Origin of the sequence: Clostridium sp. C105KSO13, from assembly GCF_001517425.1 — a bacterium.
Classification (GTDB): domain Bacteria; phylum Bacillota; class Clostridia; order Lachnospirales; family Lachnospiraceae; genus Muricomes.
The window spans coordinates 20,405-44,836 of sequence record NZ_FBWL01000168.1 but is presented as its reverse complement, the minus strand read 5'-3'; the positions used below and the strand labels follow the sequence as shown (position 1 = coordinate 44,836).

The window sequence follows — 24,432 nt, the reverse complement described above, 5'->3', positions numbered from 1 at the left end:
ATAACTTATTTGGGCTGTTTCCCTTTTCGTTCCAACAGCTTAATGCTTTCCAAATAATCTTTTTCTACACTGCTGAGTGTTTTAGCTTTATACTTTTTATACTCGGTTTGAGCCTTTTCCATCGCCTGCAAATGACTGACCGTGCCATTTCCAGTGAGAAGATTTTCTCCTGTGGAAGTCAAAATCCCGTCCAGATGCTTTGCCCAATCCTCCATTGTCATAGGTATTTCCCGCTCCGCCTGTCTTTCCGCTAAATCAAGATATCCAGATACCACCTGTCCCATAGCCCGAAGTTCTTTTTCATTCAGATAATTCTTTGCAATTTTCGCTTCCTTCAGAGTCGGTTGTTCTCCCGAAAATGACATCAATCCCATAAAGTCTTTTTCGGCATCCGCACGATGGTAAATCACCTCTGCCGCCGTTTCCCTGGAAACAGCATAATGGATTTTATTCTGTACTCTTTTGAAAAACTGAATAGAAACCTCCGCTTTGGGATCATAGTCTATGCTTGTTGCATAGATTTCCAGAACCTGACGATAAAATACCTTTTCTGATGCCCGGATATCACGAATCCGTTCTAGCAGTTCTTTGAAGTATCCACCTCCGCCCAGTTCCTTTAGGCGGTTATCATCCATCGCAAAACCTTTTTTGATGTATTCCTTTAAAATACTTGTTGCCCATATACGAAACTGCACGCCACGCTGTGATTTTACACGATAACCCACGGAGATGATAACATCGAGATTGTAATATTCAATCACTCTTTCAACTTGCCTATTTCCCTCACTCTGAACCGTTGCAAATTTTGCAACAGTTGATGCTCTTACCAATTCACCCTCATCAAAAATATTTTTTATGTGCCTTGATATGGTAGATTTGTTCCTTTGAAACAAGTCTGACATCTGTTCCAAAGACAGCCACACTGTCTCATCCTGCATATTAACATCTATTTTAGTCAAACCATCTTCGGTCTGATAAATCAGCATTTCTCCATGATTGTCCACTATAGTACTCCTCCCGTTATTCATTATTGATGGTTCGTCCAGTTCAATTGTGTCACCAGTGATGACACTTTTTCATCGTCCTTGTAAAGCTCATAAAACTGCTTCATTCTGTAAAGTCCACGGCGGTAAGGTATCAAATCACCCATAATATAGTTCCTTTCCAAATAACCGATTTTAAATTTCAATCTCTCTTTACATAGGTTAGTTCAATATCATACCCAAGGGCTTCCAGCATCTGCACAAAGGTCTTGTTCACTACACCGTCCTGCTTTTTAATGATGCGGTTGACATACGGGCTTGTTGTTTTAATCTTCTCCGCAAGCTGTGCCTGTGTCATGCCGCTCTCTATACATTTTACCTTTACGTCCACTTCTATATTATTTTTTATCATACAATTCTCCTCTGTCTGCACTGTTTTTAACAAATTACACTTATCAGATAATTTATTATACCGCATTTCTATATTCTTTTCAATGCATTCCAAAAAATAAGCACCCCGCTTTCCTGCAGAATGCCTATTATTGTAATTCTATTTGTTATCCTTTAATCTCAATCTGAATCCCTGACTTGAACAGGAAGTTCAAATGGTCATCATACACCGTTATTTTCTCAATCAGCTTTCGCACCAGCTGTTCATCATAGGCAGTGACCCGTTTCGGCTGTGACTTAAGATATTCAATCATCTCCTGAATCCGTTCTTTTCCTGCCTTGTAATTTACATTAGCCGCCATCGCTTCTTCCTGCTCCTTCTGCAGGGCATAAATCTTATCCACCACCTTGGAATAATCCTCTGATGCCGCCATCATTTTCACAAGGAGCGTCTGCTGTTTTTCAATCTGCTGTTTGATGCGCTCCAGTTCCTCAATGTGAGCATTGCCAACCACCTCGGAGATATTCGTTTCCAAAACCTTGATGGCTCTCTGTTTACCGCCCAGCACCTTATTGATTGCTTCCAGAACTAAATTCTGAAGCTGTATCTCTGACAGCGTCCTTGCCGGACACTCAACTCCCGGAGCATTCAGCCTTGTAACGCATCTCCAGACAATCTGCTTTTTGCCGTGATTATTCCAATGGGTTCTGCGGTACATATCGCCGCAATACCCGCAAAAGACAATGCTGGACAAAGCATATTTGCTGCTGTAAACACGTCTTTTCCCATCCACGCCCTGCCGTATATTTGCCCTGCGCTTCATCTCTTCCTGCACTCTTGCAAAAAGTTCCCTTGGAATAATCGCCTCGTGGTCGTTGTTCACATAATATTGAGGAACGGTTCCGTCATTGGCAACTCTCTTTTTGGTAAGGCAGTCCACCGTATAGGTTTTCTGAAGAAGGGCATCGCCCATATACTTTTCATTGGTCAGAATCTTCTTTAAGGTACTTGCGTGCCATCTCGGATTGCTGTAAATCATTGTTTTATCCTGTGCCTTTTGTTATCATAGTCTGGTCACTATAAATAAAAAGCAGGAACCTCCCCGACCAAAGTTTGGTTTCCTGCCTTTGCAATACAGTCATGGATAAATCCATAACTCCCTACTCCACTATGATAACCCTTAAAGTTGAAGAATACAATCCTATAACTCCAGATTTTTATAATGATATTATTTCTAAACTTCAGTTTCACCGTCTGACTTGTCCTTGCGGACAAGCTGGCTGCCTTTCTGTCCATGGCTATTATGATCGTTATATAAAGGTCTCTGAAGACAAGCTCCATTTTCGAATCTGCCGCGTGATCTGTAAATCCTGCGGGCACACTCATGCACTTATTTTATCATCGTTTGTTCCATACTCGCAGCACTCCTTAAAAGCTCAGGTTGACATCATATCTGCCTATATAGGCCAGGAGCCGCCGACTTCCGTCATGGAAGCCAACAGTTCCGTTACAGAAAGCAACTGCCGGTATATCATCCATCCGTATCTTCGTCATTGGAAGCAAAAGCTGCTTTCAGAAAAGATAACCCTTTCCCCTCTGTACTTATTAATTTCGCAGTGTCTTAAAAGCTATAAAAGGCAGTTCATGCAGATTAGAAGAACCTCTGACATTCTTTTTGCAGATACCACATAGCCTGACACGACATCCATTTCAGTTCTCCTTATACTTAAGGAAAAACTAAGGAGGACCCGGTTATGGATCAAGAAAAAAAGCAAAGCATTGCCCTGATGCGCTACTCAACCATCGCACCGCTCATCACAGGCCTTCAGGATGATTATGATTCCCTTGAGGCTTTCTTTCGTGCAGCTTCTCTTAAGGGGGCAGCTGCTCCAGATGGCACAATCAAACATTACGCCCAAGGCACCATTGAAAAATGGTACCGTGGATATTTAAAGGATGGTTTTGATTCTCTGTTGCCCAGGGGAAGCGCAGACCTTGGCAAACCAAGAAAGTTAGATGACGAACTGCAGGAGCAGATACGTTATCTGAAAAGCAACTACCCAAGAATGTCCGCCGCAGGCATTTTCAGACAGCTGCAAGATAACGGCAGCATTAAACATGGACGACTGTGAACCCGGATAGGAGGAGCCGATATGAGCCTGTTTTATAAATGTCATGGTACTAAACATATGAATCCGGCCATCTGGAAAGGGGAGATCACCTTTTTGGATTGTTCTAAATTCATTGAAATTAACATCAGTGCCCGGGGAAGTACATTTCATGCAATTATTGGTGCACACAGCTATAACAATTTTATCTGCGTTCCTAATTGGGGTATAGGGACGGAACTTGCCGGTCTGTCCGATCGTTTCTGGAACCTTGAGCGGCTGACAACGGTTTATCCGGACATATCTCAAGTGGATACTATAAGTATCGTAGATGCATTGGTCGAACTATCCAAGCATGATTATAAATAAACCAAAGGGTGGGGGGGGGCTCACCCTCTTTTAATCCGCATAAATATTTTCGAAAGGAAAACAAAGTGATGAAACAGCTTCCTGTAGCCTGCATTGCTTCATTTGTTCTATGCAATTCACACCACATTTAATCTGAAAAAAGCAGCATCTTTTAATTTAAAAAACAACAAACCTTGTAGACGAGGCTGACCTCATGGCACTCATTGAAGATGATAGTGCCACCCCTGTGCCGGAGATTTGCTCCTGCACCGATAAATGTACTGCCGGAGCAGTCAACACCTCCTGCCCCGTATGCAAAAACGATCTGACAAAATGCTCTGGTAAGACCTCAGAGGAACCCGAGCCAGAAAAACCCGAAAAGAAAAATAACTCTATGGGTATGCTTGCCCTGCTTTTGATTGTAGGTGTTTTAGGCGGCGGTACATTCTTAGAGAAGTGGAACTCAATAAAACTCGTCTTGAAAATGAAATTGACAGTCTGCCGGAAGATACCCGTTTTAGAGAACGCAAGCTCCACGATATGACCCTCCGTCTTGATGGACTGTACGACACCATTGTAGAGCTGGAAGAAAAGATTGAAGATGTAAAACTGCGCCGCAAAGCCGTGGAGCAAGATGCTATCACACTGGAAAACATCTACACCCTACTGGAAAACTTTGATAAGGTATATGATAAAATCAGCCAGGAAGAGAAAAATCTCTGATTTCTTCGTTAATCAAAGAAATAGAGATTTTCCCATGTGACGAGGTTGAATTGCCTTTGAAGTCTATTTTATTCAATTTTCCTGTTTATAAGGACGGTGGAGATGTTTGTGGGTTTTTGTGGGATAAAAGTACGCACGTCTCCACATGGCTCGATACCTCGATTATGATGTCAGGTTATCGGGGTAGTCGCTGCCTGTTGGCGGAAACATATCAAGACGATTTTTCGTTTGCGGGAACATATCTATCGGCACGCTTGTACCTATATTATATGCAGCAGGAAATATAGGCTTTTTCCGCAATCGTCTCAACTTGCCGTTTTCACCGTCTCAACTTACCGCAACTGTTGCAAAATTTGCAACAGCTCACACCAACTCATTCGAATTTTCCATGTGTTGCTCACCGTAACGAAGTCATCATACATATCCATCAAGATGTAGCCTCTATATCAAGCCAAGTCAATCAAGACCACGTTTTTGATACAAGGATTTCTGTAGTAAAAAGGCCGAAAAAGCCCAGCAAATAAGGCATTTTCAGCGGTTCTTCGATAATTCCGGCTCGTCCTGCTCCTATAAAAAGGTGCTTTGGGACGGGCCATTGCTGCTGTTGCTGTCATATTTTCCGGGCCTCCTTTCGGTCAAAATAGGTAAAATTAAAAAGTGGGGCAAAATTGAAAAGTGCCATAGGTTCACCTAAGCATATCTCCCGTGATAATTTCTTTAGACACGAAATAGGAAGCTGGGAGTATGTCATCATCTGCTAACCTTAGAACAGGATTTTCATGGTCATACATATAGCGTGGATTGCTATATACATAATCACGCAAGCGTTCAATGACACATTCAATTAAATATTTCTGCTTCATTCCAGTAGAGTAAGAATCATGGTCATCAAACATAACCCTGTCTATTGGAATTTTATATTCATAGCAGTAGTATTTGCTGTGCTCCATAAAATAATAGCCTAATTCTCTGCATCCAAGGCACTCAATCAATTGTCCTATAAATTCCGGAACGCCAGATAGATTTCTGGCATAGCTATTCTTATATAGTAAGTCCTTAAAAGCAAATCCATTAAAACAATAATCTTCTCTTCCCTTAAAATATCCAAGGCGAGACTTCATATAACTCGAATTACCATTCCAGCACCTTTCCCAGTCCACTTTTTTCCCATTGTAGACAGTCTCAATATGACCATCTTCTTCATAAAACTCAACCTTATGCTCTTTTAGAACTTTACTGAACGTGTTTTCTGTGGTCAACAAATTCAAGAGATTTCGAGCAACAACATCATCTTCGGTGCCCTGAAGTCTACGAGCCAAATGGAACAATAAAATCTCATCAGGTAAGCTATCTGGGAGATGTTGATTTATAAGGTCTCTGATTCCGCTTTTCCATACATCATAATCATCACCTGCTCTGTCTCTGATTTCAGCGATAATTGTATATAGCTCATCTGTTGTAATATTCATTAAAGCACACAATGTTTCTTCCATGCTTTCTTTTGAGTGCGTATCAATGAACATTCTACCTCCTCCTAATCCAATGCTTCATAGTATTTTTTCACAAACTGAGCCATCAGAAATCTACGCTTTTCAAGGAACTCCGGATATCCCCAGATGTCCATGTCCATAAATTCTTCCGGCACACAGTTTTCGGCAAGATTACGTTTCAAGTCGTCCTCTCCAGTAATACCACCATAAGAGAGGTCGCCGCCTGCAATCTGCTGCTTCATCAATTTCATGTATTCGCAAGGAGCATCGTCCTTAATTTTAATGTTAATTTCAGACTGCGTGTACACATAGTTTGCAATCTGGTTGTAGTCTTTTCTATTATTGACGCCATTCTTCTGCAGATACTTCTTCGGGAAGATATGGTGAATGTCACCGCGCTGCTCAATCAAAGCCTTCACATCAATCTGTTCTGACAGGAAGCCTCTGGAGCCAGCCTTTACCTGCGCCATCAAGAACACAAGGAAGTATGGGCTGCTTGCCACAGAGGTATCCAGTCTGGTAACAAGAACGCTATTCCAGAAGGCGTCGGACAGCTCACCGGCTTCCGTGTTCTTGATAAACTGTACCGGGTCTTGCTCCGTAAAACGCTTGATGTCATAATCGATTGCAGACTCCGCAGAGCCTGAATAACGGCCCGTTAACATCGAGAGCACAAGCCACTTTCTTACCAGTTTCTCAATAAGACCTGCATCCATCTTCTGGTCTTTCAGAGTGAGATACAATATGTATCCAAAGTTTAGCACATTCTGTGAACGAACCAACGAGGCATCGATAATACCTGCTGACTTTACAATCATGATATATCGCTGGAAATTCGTCTGATTTACAAATGCCTCTACGCCTTGACGCAGGGTAGCAAAGGATGCTTCGGCAATCGTCTCCAAGTTCTCTCTGGTTTCAAAATCACGGCCTGACAACAAGCTGACCAAATCGGAAATTTTACCTCGCTTGAATTTATGAGTGAAGGACACTCGCAGCACATCTGTATAGGACGGCACATAAATATCTTCTGTTTCCTTTACGACCCACTTGATTTTCTGCATGGCATCGGTCTTGGAAAAATCAGTGTCATTCTCAGCTATCATTTCATAGTCAGCCGGACGCTGCATGAAGTGGCAGAAATAGTCAATCATCTTACGAATTTCATTTCCACCGTACTTGTCATCAGCAGAAATCTTGGACATTGCAAAATCTGCCTGTGATAGCACAACACCCTGAGAATTGATGCGAATGAAAATATCCGTAACCTCATCGATAGAAAGCCCTTGATTCAAATCCGTTACACCAAGGCTGATATCCAGCACTTTCTTCAACTTACTGATAACCTTGGAGATGGCACCTTCCTGTCCCGCCAGGTCATTATCTTTGCAATATTGGATAATAAACTGGAACTCCTCAAATGTAGGTTCAAAAACCTTAGAAATATCCGGTATCCACTTACAATCCTTTTCAATCGCCGGGTTCAACACCTCAAATGCCTCCGTAAGCGGATTGAACGCAATACGGATAGGTTTTCGCTTATAATTGGCATCCGTAACCAGCATACCTGCGATTGCCGCTTGTAATGCCGTCACGCGCTGTTGACCATCAATCAAAATCTTTTTACCGATGGAAATAGTGCCATCCTTCAGCCGAACATCAGGATTTTTCCATACAATAATATAGCCAATCGGGAATCCCTTGTAGAGCGAATCCAACAAGTCACGCACTTTTGAAGAATCCCACACGAAAGGTCTCTGAATTTCAGGAATTGCTATTTCTCCCGACTTAATCCAACTTATGATATTTTGTACAGACGTGCTGTAAACGTCAAACTGCGCCATGCTGTACCTCCTCTGTTATTCTACGCCGAGTGCTTTTCTGACGGCTTCCTCTGCGCTTTTATAGTAAATGAAGTCGAATGCTGTGGCAAGGTCAACCGGCACCACCTGCAAATCGGTGAAGCAAGTCGCTGGCAGCAATACTTTCTTTGCGCCTGCGTCCAAACATACCTGCAGCGTATTGGCCAGTTCTTCCACCTTCATCAATGTGCCGCTGATACTCATCTCACCAAGTACGACCATAGAGCTCTGCACCGGACGGCCCACTGCAATGGAACACAATGCCACCAATGTTGGCATTGCCAACGTGCTGGTCATACCGATGCCTTGCAAGTCCTGAAAGTTAATGATGTAATCCTTCATGGTCGTGCTGATGGAGCCACTGATACGGTTGCTGTTTGCTTTCAGGAAGTTGAACGCAGTGTTTGTGGCTTCCTTGCAATCACGGTCAGAGCCAATGCCCGTGCGCTCAAACTTACCGTTGCCCGGCAGCATCTGGCTTTCCAGACGGAATACACCAATCATACCGGACTTGCCACGTGATACCGTGTAAACCTGTCCCGGATTGCACATTCCCTCTGGGATAAGTTTGCCGCCACCTTGCTCCGGTACGGAAACATAATGTTCTTCAAAATTCTCTGTATCTATGTAAGAGAAATTAACATCGTAGAACTCCATACCGCCTAATTTTTTCAACTGCTCTTTCACACGACGACGCATCTCTAATGCAAGCTGCAGCACTTCTTCCAGCTCTTCTTTTGTAAACACGCCATCAGGATATACCAGCTTCAAGTAGCCATCTACCATTCTACGAACAGCAATGGTATCTCGCTGATTGAGATTTTTGCCCAGCCGGAAATAATGGTCAAGGCTATCCCCATACTGCTCTTTGCGCAGTTCACGAATGAACTCAGCCAAATAGTCGCTGATAAAACCATAGTCATCTGTGAAGTGCTCTGGTCGGAACTTCGGGATTTCCCAGCCCGGAAGGTAACAATGCATGCGGTCAAGGAATGCGGTATCAGTGCCCATCTCTGCCGGGAATGGGTCAAACAGACTGGAGGTTTTGAGCAGCACATCCACGCTCTGGTTGATGTTGCCTACAAATACCATTGATGCCGAAGCCGCCTTTTCCTCCTTGCCACGGGCAAAGGAGCCGGATGCCATATAGTCCTTCATAATCTGGATGCCGTCTTTATCCTTAAATCGGATACCGGCGACCTCGTCAAAAGCTACGCAATCCCACAAGCCTACCAGACCGACCGTCTTACGGCCCATGTTATAGAACAGATTTGCAACGGTCGTCTGTCCACCGGATACAAGAATACTGTTCGGTGAGATTTCCTTATACAGATGTGATTTACCGGTACTTCTCGGCCCCAGCTCACACAGGTTGAAGTTATTCTCCACCAGTGGAATCATACGGGTCAGCAGCAGCCACTTCTCACGATACTCCAGCTCGTCTGGTTCCATACCGATGGAACGCAGCAAAACATCAATCCATTCCTCTTTAGTGAATGCCTTACGACCAGCCTTCAGCTCATCAATATCTACATGGGGCATCTGAATCGGCGTCAACTTGGAAATCTGAATCGGATAGCCGTTTTTCTTATCTTCCTCGTTATATTCATAGTTCAACTGGACGATACACCAGATGCCGCCACAAAGCAGACGGTCAAACTTCTCCGGATACTCGTCCTCAATAGGTACGCCTCCTAAGCCGAGGTTAGAGAACTCGGCAAAGAAGCGATTCTTATTAATATCCAGCTTCACTGTAATCATGTCGATAACAGTATGGCTGCCATTCCTGCGAAGTTTCGACAGGATTTTCTGTGCCTCATCCGGGCGCACAAAATTATCTGCGAGGATGCGCTTTACCTTCTGCACGCCCTGTTCGATGATTACATCATCATCGGAGCTGCAATACTGGCCCAGCAAAAATTCCAGGACATAGACCGGTACATTGGCTCCCTCTTTTATCTTCTTCGTCAGGTCTTTGCGGACAATTTTGCCATCAAAGTTTTGACGGAGCTTTTCTTTTATTTCGTCACGAGTCGATTCACTCGCAGCATTCTGTTCCATTTATCTGCACCTCCATGCTCGCACCCATTATCCGAAAAAGTTAAACTCATCCAGTGCGAAAGCAATATCTATCTGGAACTCTTCACGCTGCGGTGCCTGCAGACCGGATTCATCTGCAATGACCAGATAGTAGCTGTCTTGGTTACTGTATTTTAAACTCTTGAGGTTGAAGCTGCACCGGAAGGTACGCTCCTGACCGTTATCGCTGGTTTTATCTGCAATGATGCGCACGGTATCACTGATTTGCTTTCCGGCGGCATCGGTGAAATACAGCTGATAATTACAAGCCGAGCGGTTATCGCCGACTGGTTCCTTCTGATAGAAATTCAGAGAGAACAACATATTCACGATTTTGCGTGTAGCAGAAAGAAGGCTCAGCTCGACTGGCTTGGTATCGTACTTGTCTTTGTTGCGCTGGTATACCTTGCTTTGGTTACGCAGGTACTGATAATCTATCACTGGCACCACCATCTCCTGCAAGCTGATACCACCGTGTACAAAGTTCAAACCTCCGCCGCTCATCTTAATACGGATATTTTCTCTCGGCGCATAAGCCTCCATATCCGTCTTGCCCTCTAAGAATTTGACAGGAAGCAAATAATCAGGATTGGAGCCCTGCTGCATCAGACAGAAACGTCTGCCGTATTCCAGCATACGGTCAGCAAAACCAGACTTGTCCACCTTGTCATCCTCAGTCAGAGGGCTGTAGGTGTAAAGGAAGCCGTGGTCTGCAGTAATGTAAATGTGGGTACCACCAAAGTCGTTACAGATGATACGCACCAGATTTTTAATTTCCGTGATAGCATCATCACAGGCCGGGAATACCATCGTATCGGAAGTATGGCTGGCTTCGTCCACCTTATCATGGTAGATATAAACCACGTCCATTCCCTTTACTAAGGCCTGCCGGTCTGCACGCTTCATACCGATGATATTCTTGTACTGCAGGGCCACACTCTGCACATGGGCACCTTTCAGCAATTTGTCACGGTTGTTGCTCTCGGTAGACTGTCCATCTGCTAAAACGGAAACCAACCCGCTCTGCTTTTGTACAGCACCCAACTCTTTATGCGGGAGCAACGCTGCCATACCAAATTTGGTAATGGTTGGGAAGATGGCCTCCATGCTATCCAGAGAAACCTTGCTCTGTGTTTCACGACGAAGTTGTTCTGCCAGAGACGCAGCTACTTCATAGCGCAAGGCATCCGAAATAATCACATAGACTTTGCTATCCGCATTTGCCACATTGGAACGGTAGAAGTTCTCTTGCTGATTGACTTCCAAAATGCGTCCATAGTCAGCCAATTCCTCTGCACAAACATCTGACCAGTTATTTCCGAGCTGGCTCAAGTACCAGCCATTATAAAGCCCTTCGACCTTTTCCACAACATGCTTAAACAAGTCATCCAGCACGGTATTAGAAACCGTCAAGCTGCGAATAAAGCAAAGGTGGAACTGGCGATAGTAGGTATCCATCTTATAGTAATCACTGGTATAGGCATCCCACACCTGCTTTGGCTGTGCCAAGTGGAAACCGGATGCATGGTCATGGAAAAACGCCTGCATATTGGCTACCTGCAGTAAGCCTTCGTAATAGCAGGAAACTGCGTCATACCACGCCATCGCTCGACGCTTCTCAACCACTGCAGTAATCGTATCCACATTGATAATGTAGTCTCCAATTTCCTTCATCAAAATGGTCAAGATACATTCATTGATGCACGGAAAGCTCTCTGTTCCCACAAGGTCGTTCACATCCAGTTTCAGGAAACGCTGCGGCAGCCGTGCCTCATCTTCGACAAAGCGTGCAATATGGTACAAACTCTCTCTGTCGTTGCTCTGAAGCCAATCGGAAACAAGGTCATAACAATAGGACTGGTGTGGCGTAGAAATAAAGCCGTCCAAGCCTGCCAGATGCTCCGAGCGCATGGTGCGAGTCGTTGCTGTCAGCAGGATATGGGTTGCCAAACGACCAAGGTCACTGTCATCGCCTTCGGTATATCCGGTTGCCTGCGATACCATCACCCAGAACGGATTCTGTGCGCCATACTTTACGAAATCCTGATAGATTGTGTTCGATTCCAAATCCAGTGACTGTGCAAGTACCGCACGAATAATACTGGATGGCTGCATATCTCCAGAACCACAAATCGCTGCCATCACAGCAAGATGCAGCTGGGATGCTGTAGCAATATTCGCAGCCTGTGCCGACACCGTCTTACGCCGGTCAATATTATTAAAGAACTTACGGTATCCCTTTACCATTCTACGGATGGTTGGGTTATTCGGCAGCCCCATCTCATCCATCCAGATGGAGTTAAGGTCTGCGCGAAATTCCTCACTATACATCTCAATATTGATGAGCCAGTTATCCTCCGGCTTATCATAGCTGAGCGGGCAGTACACAAGGAAGTTGCTGGTGGTATCATCCACTGCAAGGAGCTTCTTCGCTGCAAAGTTGTTAGTACCAGTCAGGGCCAGAAGCTGCGCGTTCTCAAGCCCAAGCTCGTCCAGCAAATCTTCAAACTCCCGGTCATCGTCGTACCAGAAGATAATGCGGCGTTTATAAAACTCCGGCAGAGGCGCAGCAAACCGCCTATTCAGGTCATTTGTAATTGTCTGTAAATCCATGCTGGCCATTCTGCCACCTCCTTACTTAATTTTTGCCAGAACATCTTGGAACTTGGCATAATTCACTTTCACACCATCATCGAGGTCGATAGAGATATACTGGTCGGCAAGATGGTGAATTTTCTCTTCGTAGTCATGTATTTCTGCTGCCTGCGCCTGCAAGGTTGCCAGCTGCTTGCTCAATTTTACACGGTCGCTGGTAGATGCACCTTCCATGCGCTTCTCCAAATCAGCGATGGCAGTACGATAACGCCCCTGCTGCTCGTGGACATAATCGGTACGGATACGTGCAATGGTATCCGGCTGATAGCGGTGCATATAAATCAGGCACTTGAAGCCGTTCTTCTTGCCGGAGTCAAACTGCCAATAAATCGGGCGCTTCTGATAAATCTTGCAATGGTCAGCATAAAAATCATTCAAGAAATAGTTGCGAATGACATCCTTGGGCTGACCCTTGCCGCCAAGAGCATCGGCGATAAATTTCAGATTTGCATCCAACGTTTCTTTTCCATAGACTACTTCAACAAACTTAACAAAACGGCCTACGATATCATCTTCGAAATAATCACCGTCGTTGCAAATTGGGATGATATTATCTTTGTCCGCCGGGATAGTCGTATATTTGCTGTCATCCCAGTCTCCACCTGCAAAAGCAAGCCCTGGCACATCCAAAGAATAACGACCGAACACGCATCCGACTGCGTAGGAAATGAAACTTCTAATGTCGCTTTGCAAATCAGCTTTACGAACCGTAACGTCCTTGTCCTCCACTTCCGGTGTCAGTTCGTCTTGCAAGCCATAAATGTCAATAAAGATACGGTTTAGTTCTTCTTCGTTGGCTTTGAGGGTACTGAAACGCTTGTTGCACTTTGCCTCCCAGTTTGAAAAAGATTCTGATATCGAATCATCACTAATTAATGGATGCCGAATAAAATCCCAAGAATTTTCAAATGCATCCCAGTCATCTTTTGCCAGCCCAATGCACTTATCGGCAATCTCATCAACTGAGGAAACGCTACTTTTATCAATTAACACAGGAATTTTGGACAAAGGGCCTATATTGAAGTCCAATGTGGGTGCTAGAAATTCAAGAAACTTCATACTAATTTTCGAATTAACAAGCGCCAACACATACTTTTCTATCGTTCTATCCGTAAAGAACATCGATGACCCCTTTGAATCAAAGATAAATCCTTTGTCAAATGCTCTTAAAGAAATGTTTCCAGAAGAAAGCGATGACCAAGTCAATCCCGGCAAGAAAAAATAGCTAATATTAGTTATAGTTCTTGTTACGGAGTGATACTTTTCAACAGCCAATTTTTTCATATCTCGACCATCATTTTCCCAATTGACCACATAATCATTATTTCCAAACCACTTTCTATAACTGCCACCTTTATTATACGGGAACCACTTCTTCCCAGTAGAAACTGATTCTTCTATGGATGAACAGTTGTAGTCGACATTTTCTGGAGAAACTTCAAACCAAAATTTCAAAAACAAATCATTATTCAGAGTCTTAACTCCTTGTCTCGGCTCCGCAATACTACTTAATGGGGCCGCCTTTGAAAAGGCACCAATAACTGCTTCACTACTCCAGTAAGCATACGGTTTTCCTGGAATTCTCAAAAAATTGGACTGATTTGAACAGTACAAATTATTCTTGTTAAAAAACTCCGTGGCTTTGCCATTTTCGGATGGATAGGAAACAAGTCGTAGGTATGTAGCAATGTAGTCATCACAATTTGTTTTCCTCATCACAAATGTTGTAGACTGTACAACTTCGCCGCCAATCTCATCAAATGCTCTCGGGCCTAAATGGGCCATATTGACAATGCTACTGTTTAAGCAATCCTCTCTCATCTTTTCAAAACTGGAAAGAAACATCCAACCATGCTGTGTAATCATTGCGATAAATGCATCCTTGCGAGAAAAATCAATGCATCTTTCAATGAATACAGAATACAAATCTGTTTTAGATTTATCATAATTTCTTTTGATAAACGAAATCAACTTATCGTCCATTCCCGTTCCACCCATATATGGTGGATTTGTAATAACAACATCATATTTTTGTGCCATCTCATGGGCCACACCCACAATCGGCAAAAGTTCATTCAAAGTCGAATCACGAGCAATGTTGATATCTTCTCTAATTTCATCAAACCTCGTATAAATCGCTGTCCAATCCTGCGGTGTAATGGTCAGAATAGAACCATACTCCTTAGCGTCGTGAAGTTCATCAATTATCGTAGTAATAGCCTTCTTCAGTCCAGCATCACCATTTGCAAAATAGTCCACATTAAAGGCATCCACATGGTTACTTTCTACAATTGCATACACATGAGGTTGAATACTACGGCTGAAGAAACGGCGGTCATACTGACGAGCCTTCATCATAACTGCAAAGTTTGCAAGCTGCGCAGCTCGGTCGTCGATATCCAGACCATAGAGGTTGTTCTCCACGATGCTGGCTGCTGCCTCACGAGCAGTATATCCGTAGGCTTCATAAATCTGCACAAGCACATCAAATAAATAGGCCAGGATATGGCCACTGCCGGAGCATGGGTCGATGCAGCGGATGTCTTCCGGCTTCAAACCTTCATACTCTTTACGAATTTTCGCAAGCTGGGCTTGAACATCCGGTTCCTGCTCTGCTTCATCCAGGTAATACTTCCACTCTGATTTCAGTTCTTCATTCGGATGACCCTCCAGCCACAAACGGCCCAGAGAGTTCTCCACCATGTAGCGGACAATCCAGTCCGGTGTGAATAGCTGGGTTGCGGCAGGAATGTTTTCTTTTGTGATTTTAACGTTCTTCTTAAGGGCGGCAAAAACGTCGTCCTTTTTCTCTGCATTATAATACTGATACAGCCAACCGATAATTTGCACAGCATCCTGCCAGTCTTCTTCCGGTATTATGGCAATCATCTGCTCAATGGCACTACCCTCACGCAAAAGGTTGTCCGGGAACAGAAGCTCGGTGTAGTCATCAATCTTCTGGAACATTCCGGGTAGAATCGCACTCAGCGCATTGCACTGGGTGATAATCAGATACTTGAACAGAGCATCGTTATCGTTGGCGTCTTTCAGGGCATAGACTTTCTCCATGTCCAGACCTTCGATTTCGAGATTGATAGCCTCTGCCAGAATCTGTGGTTTGAAGTTATTCTCCTCATCGGTGAACACACGCACATGGGTAGGCAGGTAGCCGTTCACTTCCATAAACCGCAGGGCTGAGAAACGGTTGAACCATGTATAGGCCACTTCTTCCATGACCTGTTCAAAGCCCTCGGCACTTATTTTGGCAATCAGGGCCTGGCGCTGTTTTTTCTCTTTGGCAGACAGAACAACGCCGTTCACACTGGAAGCGTCGGCTGGCTGCATCTCTTTTTCAGTAATTCCATATTGGAGCGCTTTCTGGGTAACACGGGAGATAAGCTCTCGCCGTGCCCAGACTGCGTATTTTTTTATCGCATTCTTGTCCATTGTTTTCTCCTCTTATTTCAGCTGGATGCCATCGCAGTTATTCAAAAGCTGTTTCAGGCTGCTGCGCATCTTCTCTACATAGTCATCAATCTCTGCTTCCGTTTCCAGACGCTTTGCAGGGAATACGATGGAGCGATTGAGTTGCTTATATACCTTCTTTGGTGCCGGAGGCGTCACGCCACCGCCGGTCGAGCCTACAGAAGGCTTTGGAGGTGCCACTGGCGGCCTGTTTGCTGTTTCCAACCTGTCCACGGTAGTATCTTTATACTGCAACATCGGAGGCAGAAGGCCGTCGAGCAATGCGAGGCTTTTCAGTTCATTGATTTGCTGCTTTTTCTGGGAATAGAAGGTATCAGCTGTCTGGATGATATTGCGAACATCAGCATTGCCACCCTGCGCAGTATGGATTGCTTCCATGCACTGACGGACAATTTCCAACAGTTCATCCCGTTTTGCTTTCAGCAGACGGTCATGGCCTTCGGTAACCGTGTTCATCAGACCATTCAGGTCTGGGATGCGCTTGTAATCAAAGTTGTTGCCTGTGTTCACCATGCAGATAAGGCGAATCTGATTCAGGGCCGTATTGGATTCGGGTTCATGGGAAAGGTAATCCAAATCGTGATGCAAGTCAGCTTCCATCTGTACAGCTGCATCGAATACAGTCACCTGATTTTTGAAAAATGCCTCTACGCGCTGCATCTTCTCGCGGTTGATATCCAGCTCGTCTTCCTTCTTCACCACGCGGTCAATCAAGGCAATGTTATCCTTCTGCTGGGACAGCACATCATCCATCAGCTGGATGGCTGTAGAAACCAGTGCACGGTCAGGATAGCTGTGCCCTGCATAGCGGGCATTCAGTTCCTCGTAGTGCTGTTTCTGTTTCGTAAATCTATCTACAATGAAGGCAATCAGGCCATCTTCGTCATCCGGTACGTCCATCACATCGAAGTATTCACGGAGGAACTCTTTGACTTCCTTCATCTTGGTGATGGAAACCACCTGACGCTTGGAGATGCTGGTCTTGCCGATTTCGCTCTTTTTACGAAGCATATCCGGCAGCTTCGGATTATTCGGCTGAATGGTGGTGCCTGCATACTTGATGGTGACCTTCTGGTCGTAAATCAAACGAGCTGCAACTGCTGCAATATCAATCTCGCGCCAACCATACGGAATAGCCTGATAACGGCTCTGCACATCTGCCATAGAGGTCGGCAGATTCTTACGGTGCTGCACCTCCAGATATTCTTCCATCTTAGCTGCTGCATCCCGGTTAGGCTCAGTGCCTGGAATCATGGTAACAGTACCATTCAGAATAGCAAGAATATCAGCATCGGATTCAACATTCTGGTCAATCAAGTCAAGGTCACTGTACACATGGGAAACCAGATATTCCAGTGCCTGGTCAATTTTTACTTTCGCGTCATTTGCCTTGATTTCAATATGCTCTCCAGCTACATAGAACTCAGCTCCAACAATGGCCTTACGCAGTTCCTCTGTAACGGAAGTCTCCAAACGGGTCGCCTCATCCTGCTGGTCACGGATGATGTCCTGCACGGATTTCGGAAGCTGAGCCACATTTCTCTGCTTCACATACTTACGGATTTTCATGGCCTGTTCCAGAGAATTATAATAATCCGTCTCTGCCAGTACCGCGATGGCCTGTCCTGTGGATTCCGTCATCAGGCGCAGTTTGGATTTCTCTGCTGCATCGGTGGCGTCAGTCAGGAATTTCAGGCGCATACCGCCAGTGACTGCACCAACGGTCACTCCGTCTACCATCTGGTCAAAAGCGAAGTCATATTTGCCGTAGCGGTATTTCTTGGTTGTATAAATGTCAGCGAAAATCATCTGCGCAATACGCTCCACGATGGCAGCAGTATCTACAGAAGTATCGTTTTTAATAGCTTTCTGAATATCCTGCTCCTCATCGGTCAGAAAGTTGTAGGTCTCACCGGTTCTGCCAATATAATTCTGGCTCAGTAAGCGATTCAGGGAATCACGCACAGTCTCACGCAGGGAAATTTTATCCACGCGGATATCGTCTGCCATGAGGACTACGATATTATCCAGATTGGCAGGCACATCATTGTCAATATAGCGAATCAGATACAACAGCTTCAGAACATCAACATCATAGGCTTCGATACCATCGCCTGCGTCGGCGGCACGTTCGCAGCGCTCGATGACACGACGAATGGAACTGTCGAGGAATGTATGCACGGTATCATAAAAGCGGAAGAACGGCACCAGAGCGTACTCATCTCTATCCTGAATCTTCTGGGCTGCCTCTTGGAAACCAGACAACATAGAGCGTTCACCGTTGGACTGGTGCTTACCGGCATTACCATGCTTACGGATTTCGTTGAATACCTTCTGCATAACAATAAACTGGTAAGGCACAAACGGGAAGTTGACTGCAAATTCCTTTGCACCACCATAGCCCTTAATGTCAAGCTGGGCTCCATTGAAGGTAAATAGGTTGCGCAGAACAGAATCATTCTGGTCGTATACCTCATTCAGTTCAGAGGTTGCTTCCGGAGTTTTCTTCAGGATACGTTTCTGTACGACTTCATCTACAGAAGAAGAAGTCAAAGAAAGTCTGGTCTTAAAGCGGGCCTGAATACGGGAGAACTCATCTGCACGAACTTTGATAATCTCGTCGATGGCTTCCTGACCAGTGCAGCATACCCACACTTTGCTTTCACACTCGCTTCCGATTTTCTCGGTGAGGGACTGCAGGTTAAGCAGCATATCTGTATCGGTACCAACGTACTGACCAGCCTCGTCAATCATAAACAGCAATCTGAAGTTCTTCGGCTTGCTATCCACATATTCCTTAATATCACGGACGAGCTGTGCAATAGACAGTTCTACGGCAGTTTTGTCGTTGAACCAGTTCTTCGCATCGTCCTCGCTCATATCGAGCACTTCCATCAGAGTCGGGATGATGAACTTACCATTGAATGCAAATGCACGGCGCATCTCCACCCACGGCTTGCCCTTCTTCTCCTCAAACACTTTGCGGAACTCCTCGGTTTTACCACTCTTCTCGATGTAATATTCCATCATGGCGACCTTCAGGTTCTCACCATAAAATCCAAGATGGTTATAGAACATTTTAGCAAACACACGCATAACAGCGGTCTTGTCCTTATTAATGGAACCTTCAATATCGATGTTGAACAGAATGGTTTCTGTATCGCACTTGGTGGCCTTGTCAATCATCATGAAGGTGGCAGGGTCATCCTCGAACTTTTGACGAAACAGCTCCACGGTGTTGGTATCGCCTATGGCCTTGTTCTCCAGAATATAGGACAGCATTTTCAGGAAGTGAGATTTACCACTTCCAAAGAAACCGGAAATCCATACACCGATATCAGCGGTAGGAACATCAAAGGCGTCACTATAGTAATTGAAGAAGGCCGAGAAATGTTTCCTCAGTTCCTTCGTAATGACATACTCTCGAACTTCCTGCTCGACGATATCCATAGAGTCCTGGTCTACTTTGATAACGCCGTTAATCGGACGGTTGATGTCATCAAAGAACATATTTTGTATTCTCATGAAATTGGCCTCCTTTATATTTCATTGAATGCCCGATAGTAGGGATTCGGTGTCAACTTATCAAACAGCCTTACATAGTTACCATCAAAAGTTCCCGGATACATTACCAAAATCGGAATGTCAGAGAAGTGCGGCTGCAATGCTTCCAATAGGGAGTGAACACGCATGAACGGGAACACATCACCCACGCCGGTCAGCATCAGAATATCGCCAGGTCTATGTGGCTCATATTGTATTTTTTCGATGAACTCACCCTCGCCAATTGCAGAATGAAGCTGCTCCAGCAAGAAGGTTTTTCCATCGCTGTCTTCCATGTCAGGGATGGCATCTGTAATGTCGATGTCATCGCAAAGGGACAAGAATGTCTGGTACAGATTGCACTCCACCAGGTGGCAGGCAATCGTCTGGTCTGTGGTTATTTGGTTGATGAACTGTCTGACAGTCATCTCATCTGCGGCATCATAGCAGAAAATGCGGATATTAACCTCGTTACTCAGGCCTTTACCTTCGAGAAACTCCGGCTGCTGAATGTGCTCGCGCAGATTATCTAAGCGCTCTTTTATAGGTGCCATGCTGCGCCTCCTTTACGAAAAGTTATTGAATGCCGGAAGAACAATGTCATCATTGTTGCTGCGGATGGCATTCTCCAGAATGGGATTGAGCCATACCGGATTGAGGTGGTCGGCAGTGGTGCTATCGATGTACTCATTCTCCACCAGCATTTTATTCAGTACCTGTTTCACCTTCGTGATGGTGCTGTCACTCCAAGTGGCAACCCAATCGTCCTGCTCCTGTAGACGAAGGAAAAAGGTGTTCAAGTCTATCTTACCAAAGGACGTGTCCCTTAAACGGTACTTCTCGCCAACAACCGTGACCATGAAGTCCCAAACCAGACGATATTGCTTCATCATGGCATATAGGCAAATCTGCTTTGATACATCTGAAGGCTGGGTAGCCATTGCAGAAATCAATGAATCGTCGTTCATTGCGTGAAGTCTGCGCAGGCAAGCCAGCGCCATTTTGCGCACAGATTTCTCTGTTGGGTACTGAAACAGGTTCTCTGATACGATTCGGTTGGCGGTTTCTTCGTCATTCAGGCCCTCATTCAGCAGTTTTGCCGTCGTGCGCATTTCATAAAATAAAAATTGTTCTCTTGTTATGGCGGCATTGTAGGGACTTGCGTCCCTCAGTGCTGCCGCTTTGTTTTGAGCCATGCTTATTTATCCTCCTGTGGAGCATCCTCCACTACTTCCATGATATCGCTGATATCACAGTTTAATGCAGTGCATATACGCAGTAGCACTTCTGTTGTAATATTGTCGCCTTTTCCGAGCTTGGCAACAGAGGCGGAACTAATCCCGCTTGCTTCTCGCAAATCCTGCTTATTCATATTTTTATCAATTAACAGTTTCCAGAGCTTGTTATAACTGATACGCATTCTCTTACCTCCGTCTGTTCAAAACACACGCAACTTTATATTAATAGACATCATTTAAAAATCCATATCTCTCACCATCTACTTTTCGTTTAGTAAAGGTTATAACATTAGCACCACTTGCTTCATAATCCAAATGCGGAATGTGATCAAGATTTTCAATCACAATCAACTGGCCTTCTTGGTGATTTATGAAGTAATTAAACAGCCCAGCCTTCATGCTCTCAGGTGCATCTTCAGAGTCGTCCTCATCAAATCCATGAAGCGGCGTATCAACGATGAGTAGCTCTGGATTATATTTTCCATGCTCCATCAGATATTTGCGGAACATAAGCGCCACTACTGTATTCAAATACGAGCAGTAACCCTTGCCATGACTGGCTCCTTTGGGCTCACCATTTACTTCAATATCAAATTTTTTCATATCAAATCGAGCTGCTGCAAGACCATGATAGTTACATTCTCTCAAAATAGAATCTGCATACTCGCTCATTATAGTTTGGAACTGACTATCGAAGTGTTCCTTGGGATGATATTGAATTTTTTCCTTTTCCTTATCATCCTCTTCTTGAACATCCAATTTTGTCAAGTCGCCAGCCCAGTCTCTCGCAAATTCTGACACAAGCTGCATTTCCTTATCAATTTGAATATAGGCACGATAACCTCTAATCGATTCTGTCAGTTTTACAGATTCCGGCTTCAGCTCCTGTTCAATCATCGCATCAATTCCAGAACGTCTTTCTCTAAGAACAGTGAGTTGTTGCTCGTTAAGTTCCTGCTGCGCACGCACATCTATTTCAGTTGCAGCTAATCCCTCCATCTGAGCCATAATACGGGCCAGCTCCGCTTTGGATGTTTCTACATATGATTTATGGCTGTGAGGCGTAATTTTACCATCGCAAAACGGGCAAGAGGTAACCCTCGGCAGTTTCTTCGTTTCGACTTCTCCCTCAACGATAAATGAAAGCCGTTGAATATCTGCTTTATACTGGCTACGAAGATTCTGATACCTTGAAAGGAGAACATTGCACTCAGCAGATTTTTCCTCCAACGTCATAATCGAGGAGAGCAGCTTCTTGCTCTCTTCCAGTGCTGCGGCTATCTTTTGTTCCGTTTCTTCCAGAGAAGAAATCATTTGAACAATTTGCGCTTCAACATCGATGCCTCTGAATATCTGCAATTCTTTTTCTAAGCGCTCTTTTCGCTCACCAGCATTCGATAGTTTCCCATTCACATATTCTTCAACCGCTTCTTTTCTCGCTTTTCTAATTTTCTTTTGTGTCTGGACATCCATTTCGGAAAAATCCCGACCAGATAAGAGGTAAATTAAGGATGACATAAAAAGCGTTTTCTCGTAAGTTTCCTGTGGCTCAACGATAGATACTTCGTCATCAATCCTGCGCTCATTTACATAAAACAGGCGTAGCAGGTTAGCCCATGTCAGACGTCCTGGTGTAAAGCGTGCATTTGAAGGTACTTTTGGCTCACCATTTATACCGAGAAGTCGAAGCATTATCAGATTAAAATCTGGCACTTTTGATTTTTCTGAATGCTTCAGATTATATAGTCCGCTGTCGATTCCTTCGATTTCTGTGGAAACCTCCACCTGATTCTTACCAACTTTACGGCTCACCGTAATTTCCCCTTCAGGTGAAACCAATACAACAATAGCCTCATTGTATTCAGCGGATGGCTTAAAAGGCGTTTTTAAAGTTTTCATGCTGCCGCCAAAGACAAATTCTATACATTTAACAATACAGGACTTGCCCGTGTCAGACCGGCCCTGAATCACATTCAGACCTGGCTTAAAGGTAACATCAGCCGTTTCTTTTTTATCGCTCTTTGCAATTACTTTTTTGATATAAAATCCAGCCATTATATTACCTCCTCAATGATTTCATGGATGCCTTATTTATTACATCCATAATTTCCGAATCTGTTTTACTTCCATATTTCCGGGCTGTTACCAGCGCCAGCTTCTTATATGTCATTGCATATTCCGACTGCATTCTTTTTGAAGCGTTAAATCCAGCTTCTGTTATGGCGTATCGAAATCCATCATTGCCTCTTACTACTTTTACTGTTCCATCCAGAACCATATCTTTCAATGTGCCTTGGATGTTTTTTCTTCGGGCAGCGTATTCGCTAAACCCAAAGTCATTATCTCCATTCAGCACTTGGTCTGACAAACCAAAATATCTGCTGTAAACCGTCAACAAATCATATTCAGCAATTCGGTCGGCAGTTATTCCATTACCACAGACTGACAAAAGCAGCATAATCCGTAATGATGTTTCAAATGCACTATTGAATACTTTTTCCATATTAGACCACCCACGAGCTTATCGTCCCGTCATTCACCAGAATGTGGCAAATGCCTTTTTTCTCTAAGTTTCCTATCAAGCCCCGGATTTGATTTAACACTGACAAATCCAAGGTAGTGCTTGTTATTTTTTCAAGAACGGCATTCAGCCTCTCGTAGCCATCAAGATACCGTCTGCTTCGATAAGTCATACTAATTCCATTCCATGCATCCTCTTTCAGCTTTGTAAATTCATCTTCTCCATCATCAAATGTATCTCGAATGGAGTGCTCAATACTCTCTGCGCTGTAATATGCCTTGCGCTGGTCTGAAAAGTCGTCAGGGAAAGGCTCCGGCAAAGATGGTATATCTACTTCCGCAACGGCCTGTCTACCCAAGGCCTGCGCATAGGCATCGCACAGTGCTTTTATATATTTCAATTCAATATTAGCAACATTCTGTGGCACCAGCATCTGATGGATTTCAATCTCTTCACCACAAATATGTAATTTGTCGCCTCTGCGCTCAATGGTCGCAGGGGCGATATCTTTTATCCGCTTACCATTTTCTTTCTTCTTGATAGTAAGCGTAGTGATATCGTCGGATTTTCCTTCTGCTCGATTATTGATTATCTGTGCCATGATATTGGCACAAATCTCAGCAACATTGTCTGGATGAGCATCAAATCCATATGCAGAAACATCCTCACTCATTTGAACGAGAGCATCATAGGAATATGAATTTACAAAATCAGCGAAGTGCGCTTCATCAACACGCGAAAGCATAATGCCCGCATCTTCTTTGGAAATTTTTAATCTTACGCCACTATATATCGCCTGCAGGGTAGATTCTTTCTTTCCATACATTGGATTTGTATCGCGGTTTTCAAGTCCGATTTTTTCGATAGCCACATCATCAAGAATGGCATCTGTCAAAATCATCACACACATAGCAGTGGTTTCACTTTTATCTCTTCTGTACTTATGCAGTATTTTTGCTAATTCACAAAACTTCAATCGAGTGTTCCTCCTCCCATGTACGCGGC

At 44.3% G+C, this 24,432-nt stretch carries 21 protein-coding genes; 4 read left to right on the top strand and 17 right to left on the bottom strand.

Annotated features, from left to right (window positions below; all coding sequences use genetic code 11):
• Positions 1–5 precede the first annotated feature (5 nt).
• From BN3456_RS10540 to BN3456_RS16475, 5 genes are all read right to left on the bottom strand, one after another.
• Entirely contained in the window at positions 6–1,028 is a 1,023-nt protein-coding gene (locus BN3456_RS10540) for a virulence RhuM family protein (RefSeq protein ID WP_207644100.1), read from the bottom strand.
• A complete protein-coding gene (locus BN3456_RS16480) occupies positions 1,028–1,150 on the bottom strand; it encodes a hypothetical protein (protein WP_278280296.1) in 123 nt (40 codons plus the stop codon). The genes BN3456_RS10540 and BN3456_RS16480 overlap by 1 nt, the downstream gene beginning before the upstream one ends.
• A gap of 35 nt (positions 1,151–1,185) precedes the next feature.
• Positions 1,186–1,395: a helix-turn-helix domain-containing protein gene (locus BN3456_RS10535; RefSeq protein WP_089984101.1), complete on the bottom strand. Its 210-nt coding sequence runs from the start codon at positions 1,393–1,395 to the stop codon at positions 1,186–1,188.
• A 145-nt stretch (positions 1,396–1,540) separates the two neighbouring features.
• Positions 1,541–2,413, bottom strand: coding sequence for a recombinase family protein (locus BN3456_RS10530; RefSeq protein ID WP_089984100.1), 873 nt, complete (start codon positions 2,411–2,413; stop codon positions 1,541–1,543).
• 389 nt (positions 2,414–2,802) lie between these two features.
• Entirely contained in the window at positions 2,803–2,928 is a 126-nt protein-coding gene (locus tag BN3456_RS16475) for a hypothetical protein (protein ID WP_278280293.1), read from the bottom strand.
• Between the two features lie 200 nt (positions 2,929–3,128).
• On the opposite strand from BN3456_RS16475, the gene BN3456_RS10515 reads away from it, so the two are divergent.
• The 4 genes from BN3456_RS10515 to BN3456_RS16600 all read left to right on the top strand — a co-directional run bounded on the left by BN3456_RS10515 (position 3,129) and on the right by BN3456_RS16600 (position 4,553).
• Entirely contained in the window at positions 3,129–3,506 is a 378-nt protein-coding gene (locus BN3456_RS10515) for a helix-turn-helix domain-containing protein (RefSeq protein ID WP_089984097.1), read from the top strand.
• Positions 3,507–3,527: 21 nt separating this feature from the next.
• A complete protein-coding gene (locus BN3456_RS10510; protein ID WP_089984096.1) occupies positions 3,528–3,851 on the top strand; it encodes a DUF6618 family protein in 324 nt (107 codons plus the stop codon).
• A 193-nt stretch (positions 3,852–4,044) separates the two neighbouring features.
• Positions 4,045–4,374, top strand: a complete 330-nt coding sequence (locus BN3456_RS10505) for a CD1107 family mobile element protein (protein WP_089984095.1) — start codon at positions 4,045–4,047, stop codon at positions 4,372–4,374.
• Entirely contained in the window at positions 4,371–4,553 is a 183-nt protein-coding gene (locus BN3456_RS16600; RefSeq protein ID WP_207644099.1) for a hypothetical protein, read from the top strand. The genes BN3456_RS10505 and BN3456_RS16600 overlap by 4 nt, the downstream gene beginning before the upstream one ends.
• A 686-nt stretch (positions 4,554–5,239) precedes the next feature.
• Here BN3456_RS16600 and BN3456_RS10495 read toward each other — a convergent pair.
• The 12 genes from BN3456_RS10495 to BN3456_RS10440 are packed head-to-tail and all read right to left on the bottom strand — an operon-like array spanning position 5,240 to position 24,403.
• Positions 5,240–6,076, bottom strand: coding sequence for a hypothetical protein (locus tag BN3456_RS10495; protein WP_089984094.1), 837 nt, complete (start codon positions 6,074–6,076; stop codon positions 5,240–5,242).
• A gap of 11 nt (positions 6,077–6,087) precedes the next feature.
• On the bottom strand, positions 6,088–7,887 hold the full coding sequence (locus BN3456_RS10490) for a GmrSD restriction endonuclease domain-containing protein (protein ID WP_089984093.1): 1,800 nt from the start codon (positions 7,885–7,887) through the stop codon (positions 6,088–6,090).
• 15 nt (positions 7,888–7,902) lie between these two features.
• Positions 7,903–9,966: a protease Lon-related BREX system protein BrxL gene (gene brxL, locus BN3456_RS10485; RefSeq protein WP_089984092.1), complete on the bottom strand. Its 2,064-nt coding sequence runs from the start codon at positions 9,964–9,966 to the stop codon at positions 7,903–7,905.
• A 27-nt stretch (positions 9,967–9,993) separates the two neighbouring features.
• Positions 9,994–12,606 (bottom strand): BREX-1 system phosphatase PglZ type A, encoded by a 2,613-nt coding sequence (gene pglZ, locus BN3456_RS10480; protein ID WP_347458042.1) that lies wholly within the window; start codon positions 12,604–12,606, stop codon positions 9,994–9,996.
• A gap of 12 nt (positions 12,607–12,618) precedes the next feature.
• Positions 12,619–16,086 (bottom strand): BREX-1 system adenine-specific DNA-methyltransferase PglX, encoded by a 3,468-nt coding sequence (gene pglX, locus BN3456_RS10475; protein WP_089984091.1) that lies wholly within the window; start codon positions 16,084–16,086, stop codon positions 12,619–12,621.
• Positions 16,087–16,098: 12 nt separating this feature from the next.
• Positions 16,099–19,650 (bottom strand): BREX system P-loop protein BrxC, encoded by a 3,552-nt coding sequence (gene brxC, locus BN3456_RS10470; RefSeq protein WP_089984090.1) that lies wholly within the window; start codon positions 19,648–19,650, stop codon positions 16,099–16,101.
• A gap of 14 nt (positions 19,651–19,664) precedes the next feature.
• Positions 19,665–20,222, bottom strand: coding sequence for a DUF1788 domain-containing protein (locus tag BN3456_RS10465; protein ID WP_089984089.1), 558 nt, complete (start codon positions 20,220–20,222; stop codon positions 19,665–19,667).
• Between the two features lie 12 nt (positions 20,223–20,234).
• Positions 20,235–20,864 carry a DUF1819 family protein gene (locus BN3456_RS10460; RefSeq protein ID WP_089984088.1) on the bottom strand — a complete coding sequence of 210 codons (630 nt, stop codon included), beginning with the start codon at positions 20,862–20,864 and terminating at the stop codon, positions 20,235–20,237.
• Positions 20,865–20,866: 2 nt separating this feature from the next.
• The gene (locus tag BN3456_RS10455; RefSeq protein ID WP_089984087.1) at positions 20,867–21,088 is read right to left on the bottom strand and encodes a helix-turn-helix domain-containing protein; all 222 of its coding nucleotides are present in this window, start codon (positions 21,086–21,088) and stop codon (positions 20,867–20,869) included.
• Between the two features lie 40 nt (positions 21,089–21,128).
• Positions 21,129–22,961: an AAA family ATPase gene (locus tag BN3456_RS10450; protein WP_089984086.1), complete on the bottom strand. Its 1,833-nt coding sequence runs from the start codon at positions 22,959–22,961 to the stop codon at positions 21,129–21,131.
• Positions 22,962–22,965: 4 nt separating this feature from the next.
• Positions 22,966–23,409 carry an ABC-three component system middle component 2 gene (locus BN3456_RS10445; protein ID WP_089984085.1) on the bottom strand — a complete coding sequence of 148 codons (444 nt, stop codon included), beginning with the start codon at positions 23,407–23,409 and terminating at the stop codon, positions 22,966–22,968.
• A gap of 1 nt (position 23,410) precedes the next feature.
• Complete coding sequence (locus BN3456_RS10440; RefSeq protein WP_089984084.1) at positions 23,411–24,403, bottom strand: ABC-three component system protein; 993 nt, start codon at positions 24,401–24,403, stop codon at positions 23,411–23,413.
• Positions 24,404–24,432 lie beyond the last annotated feature (29 nt).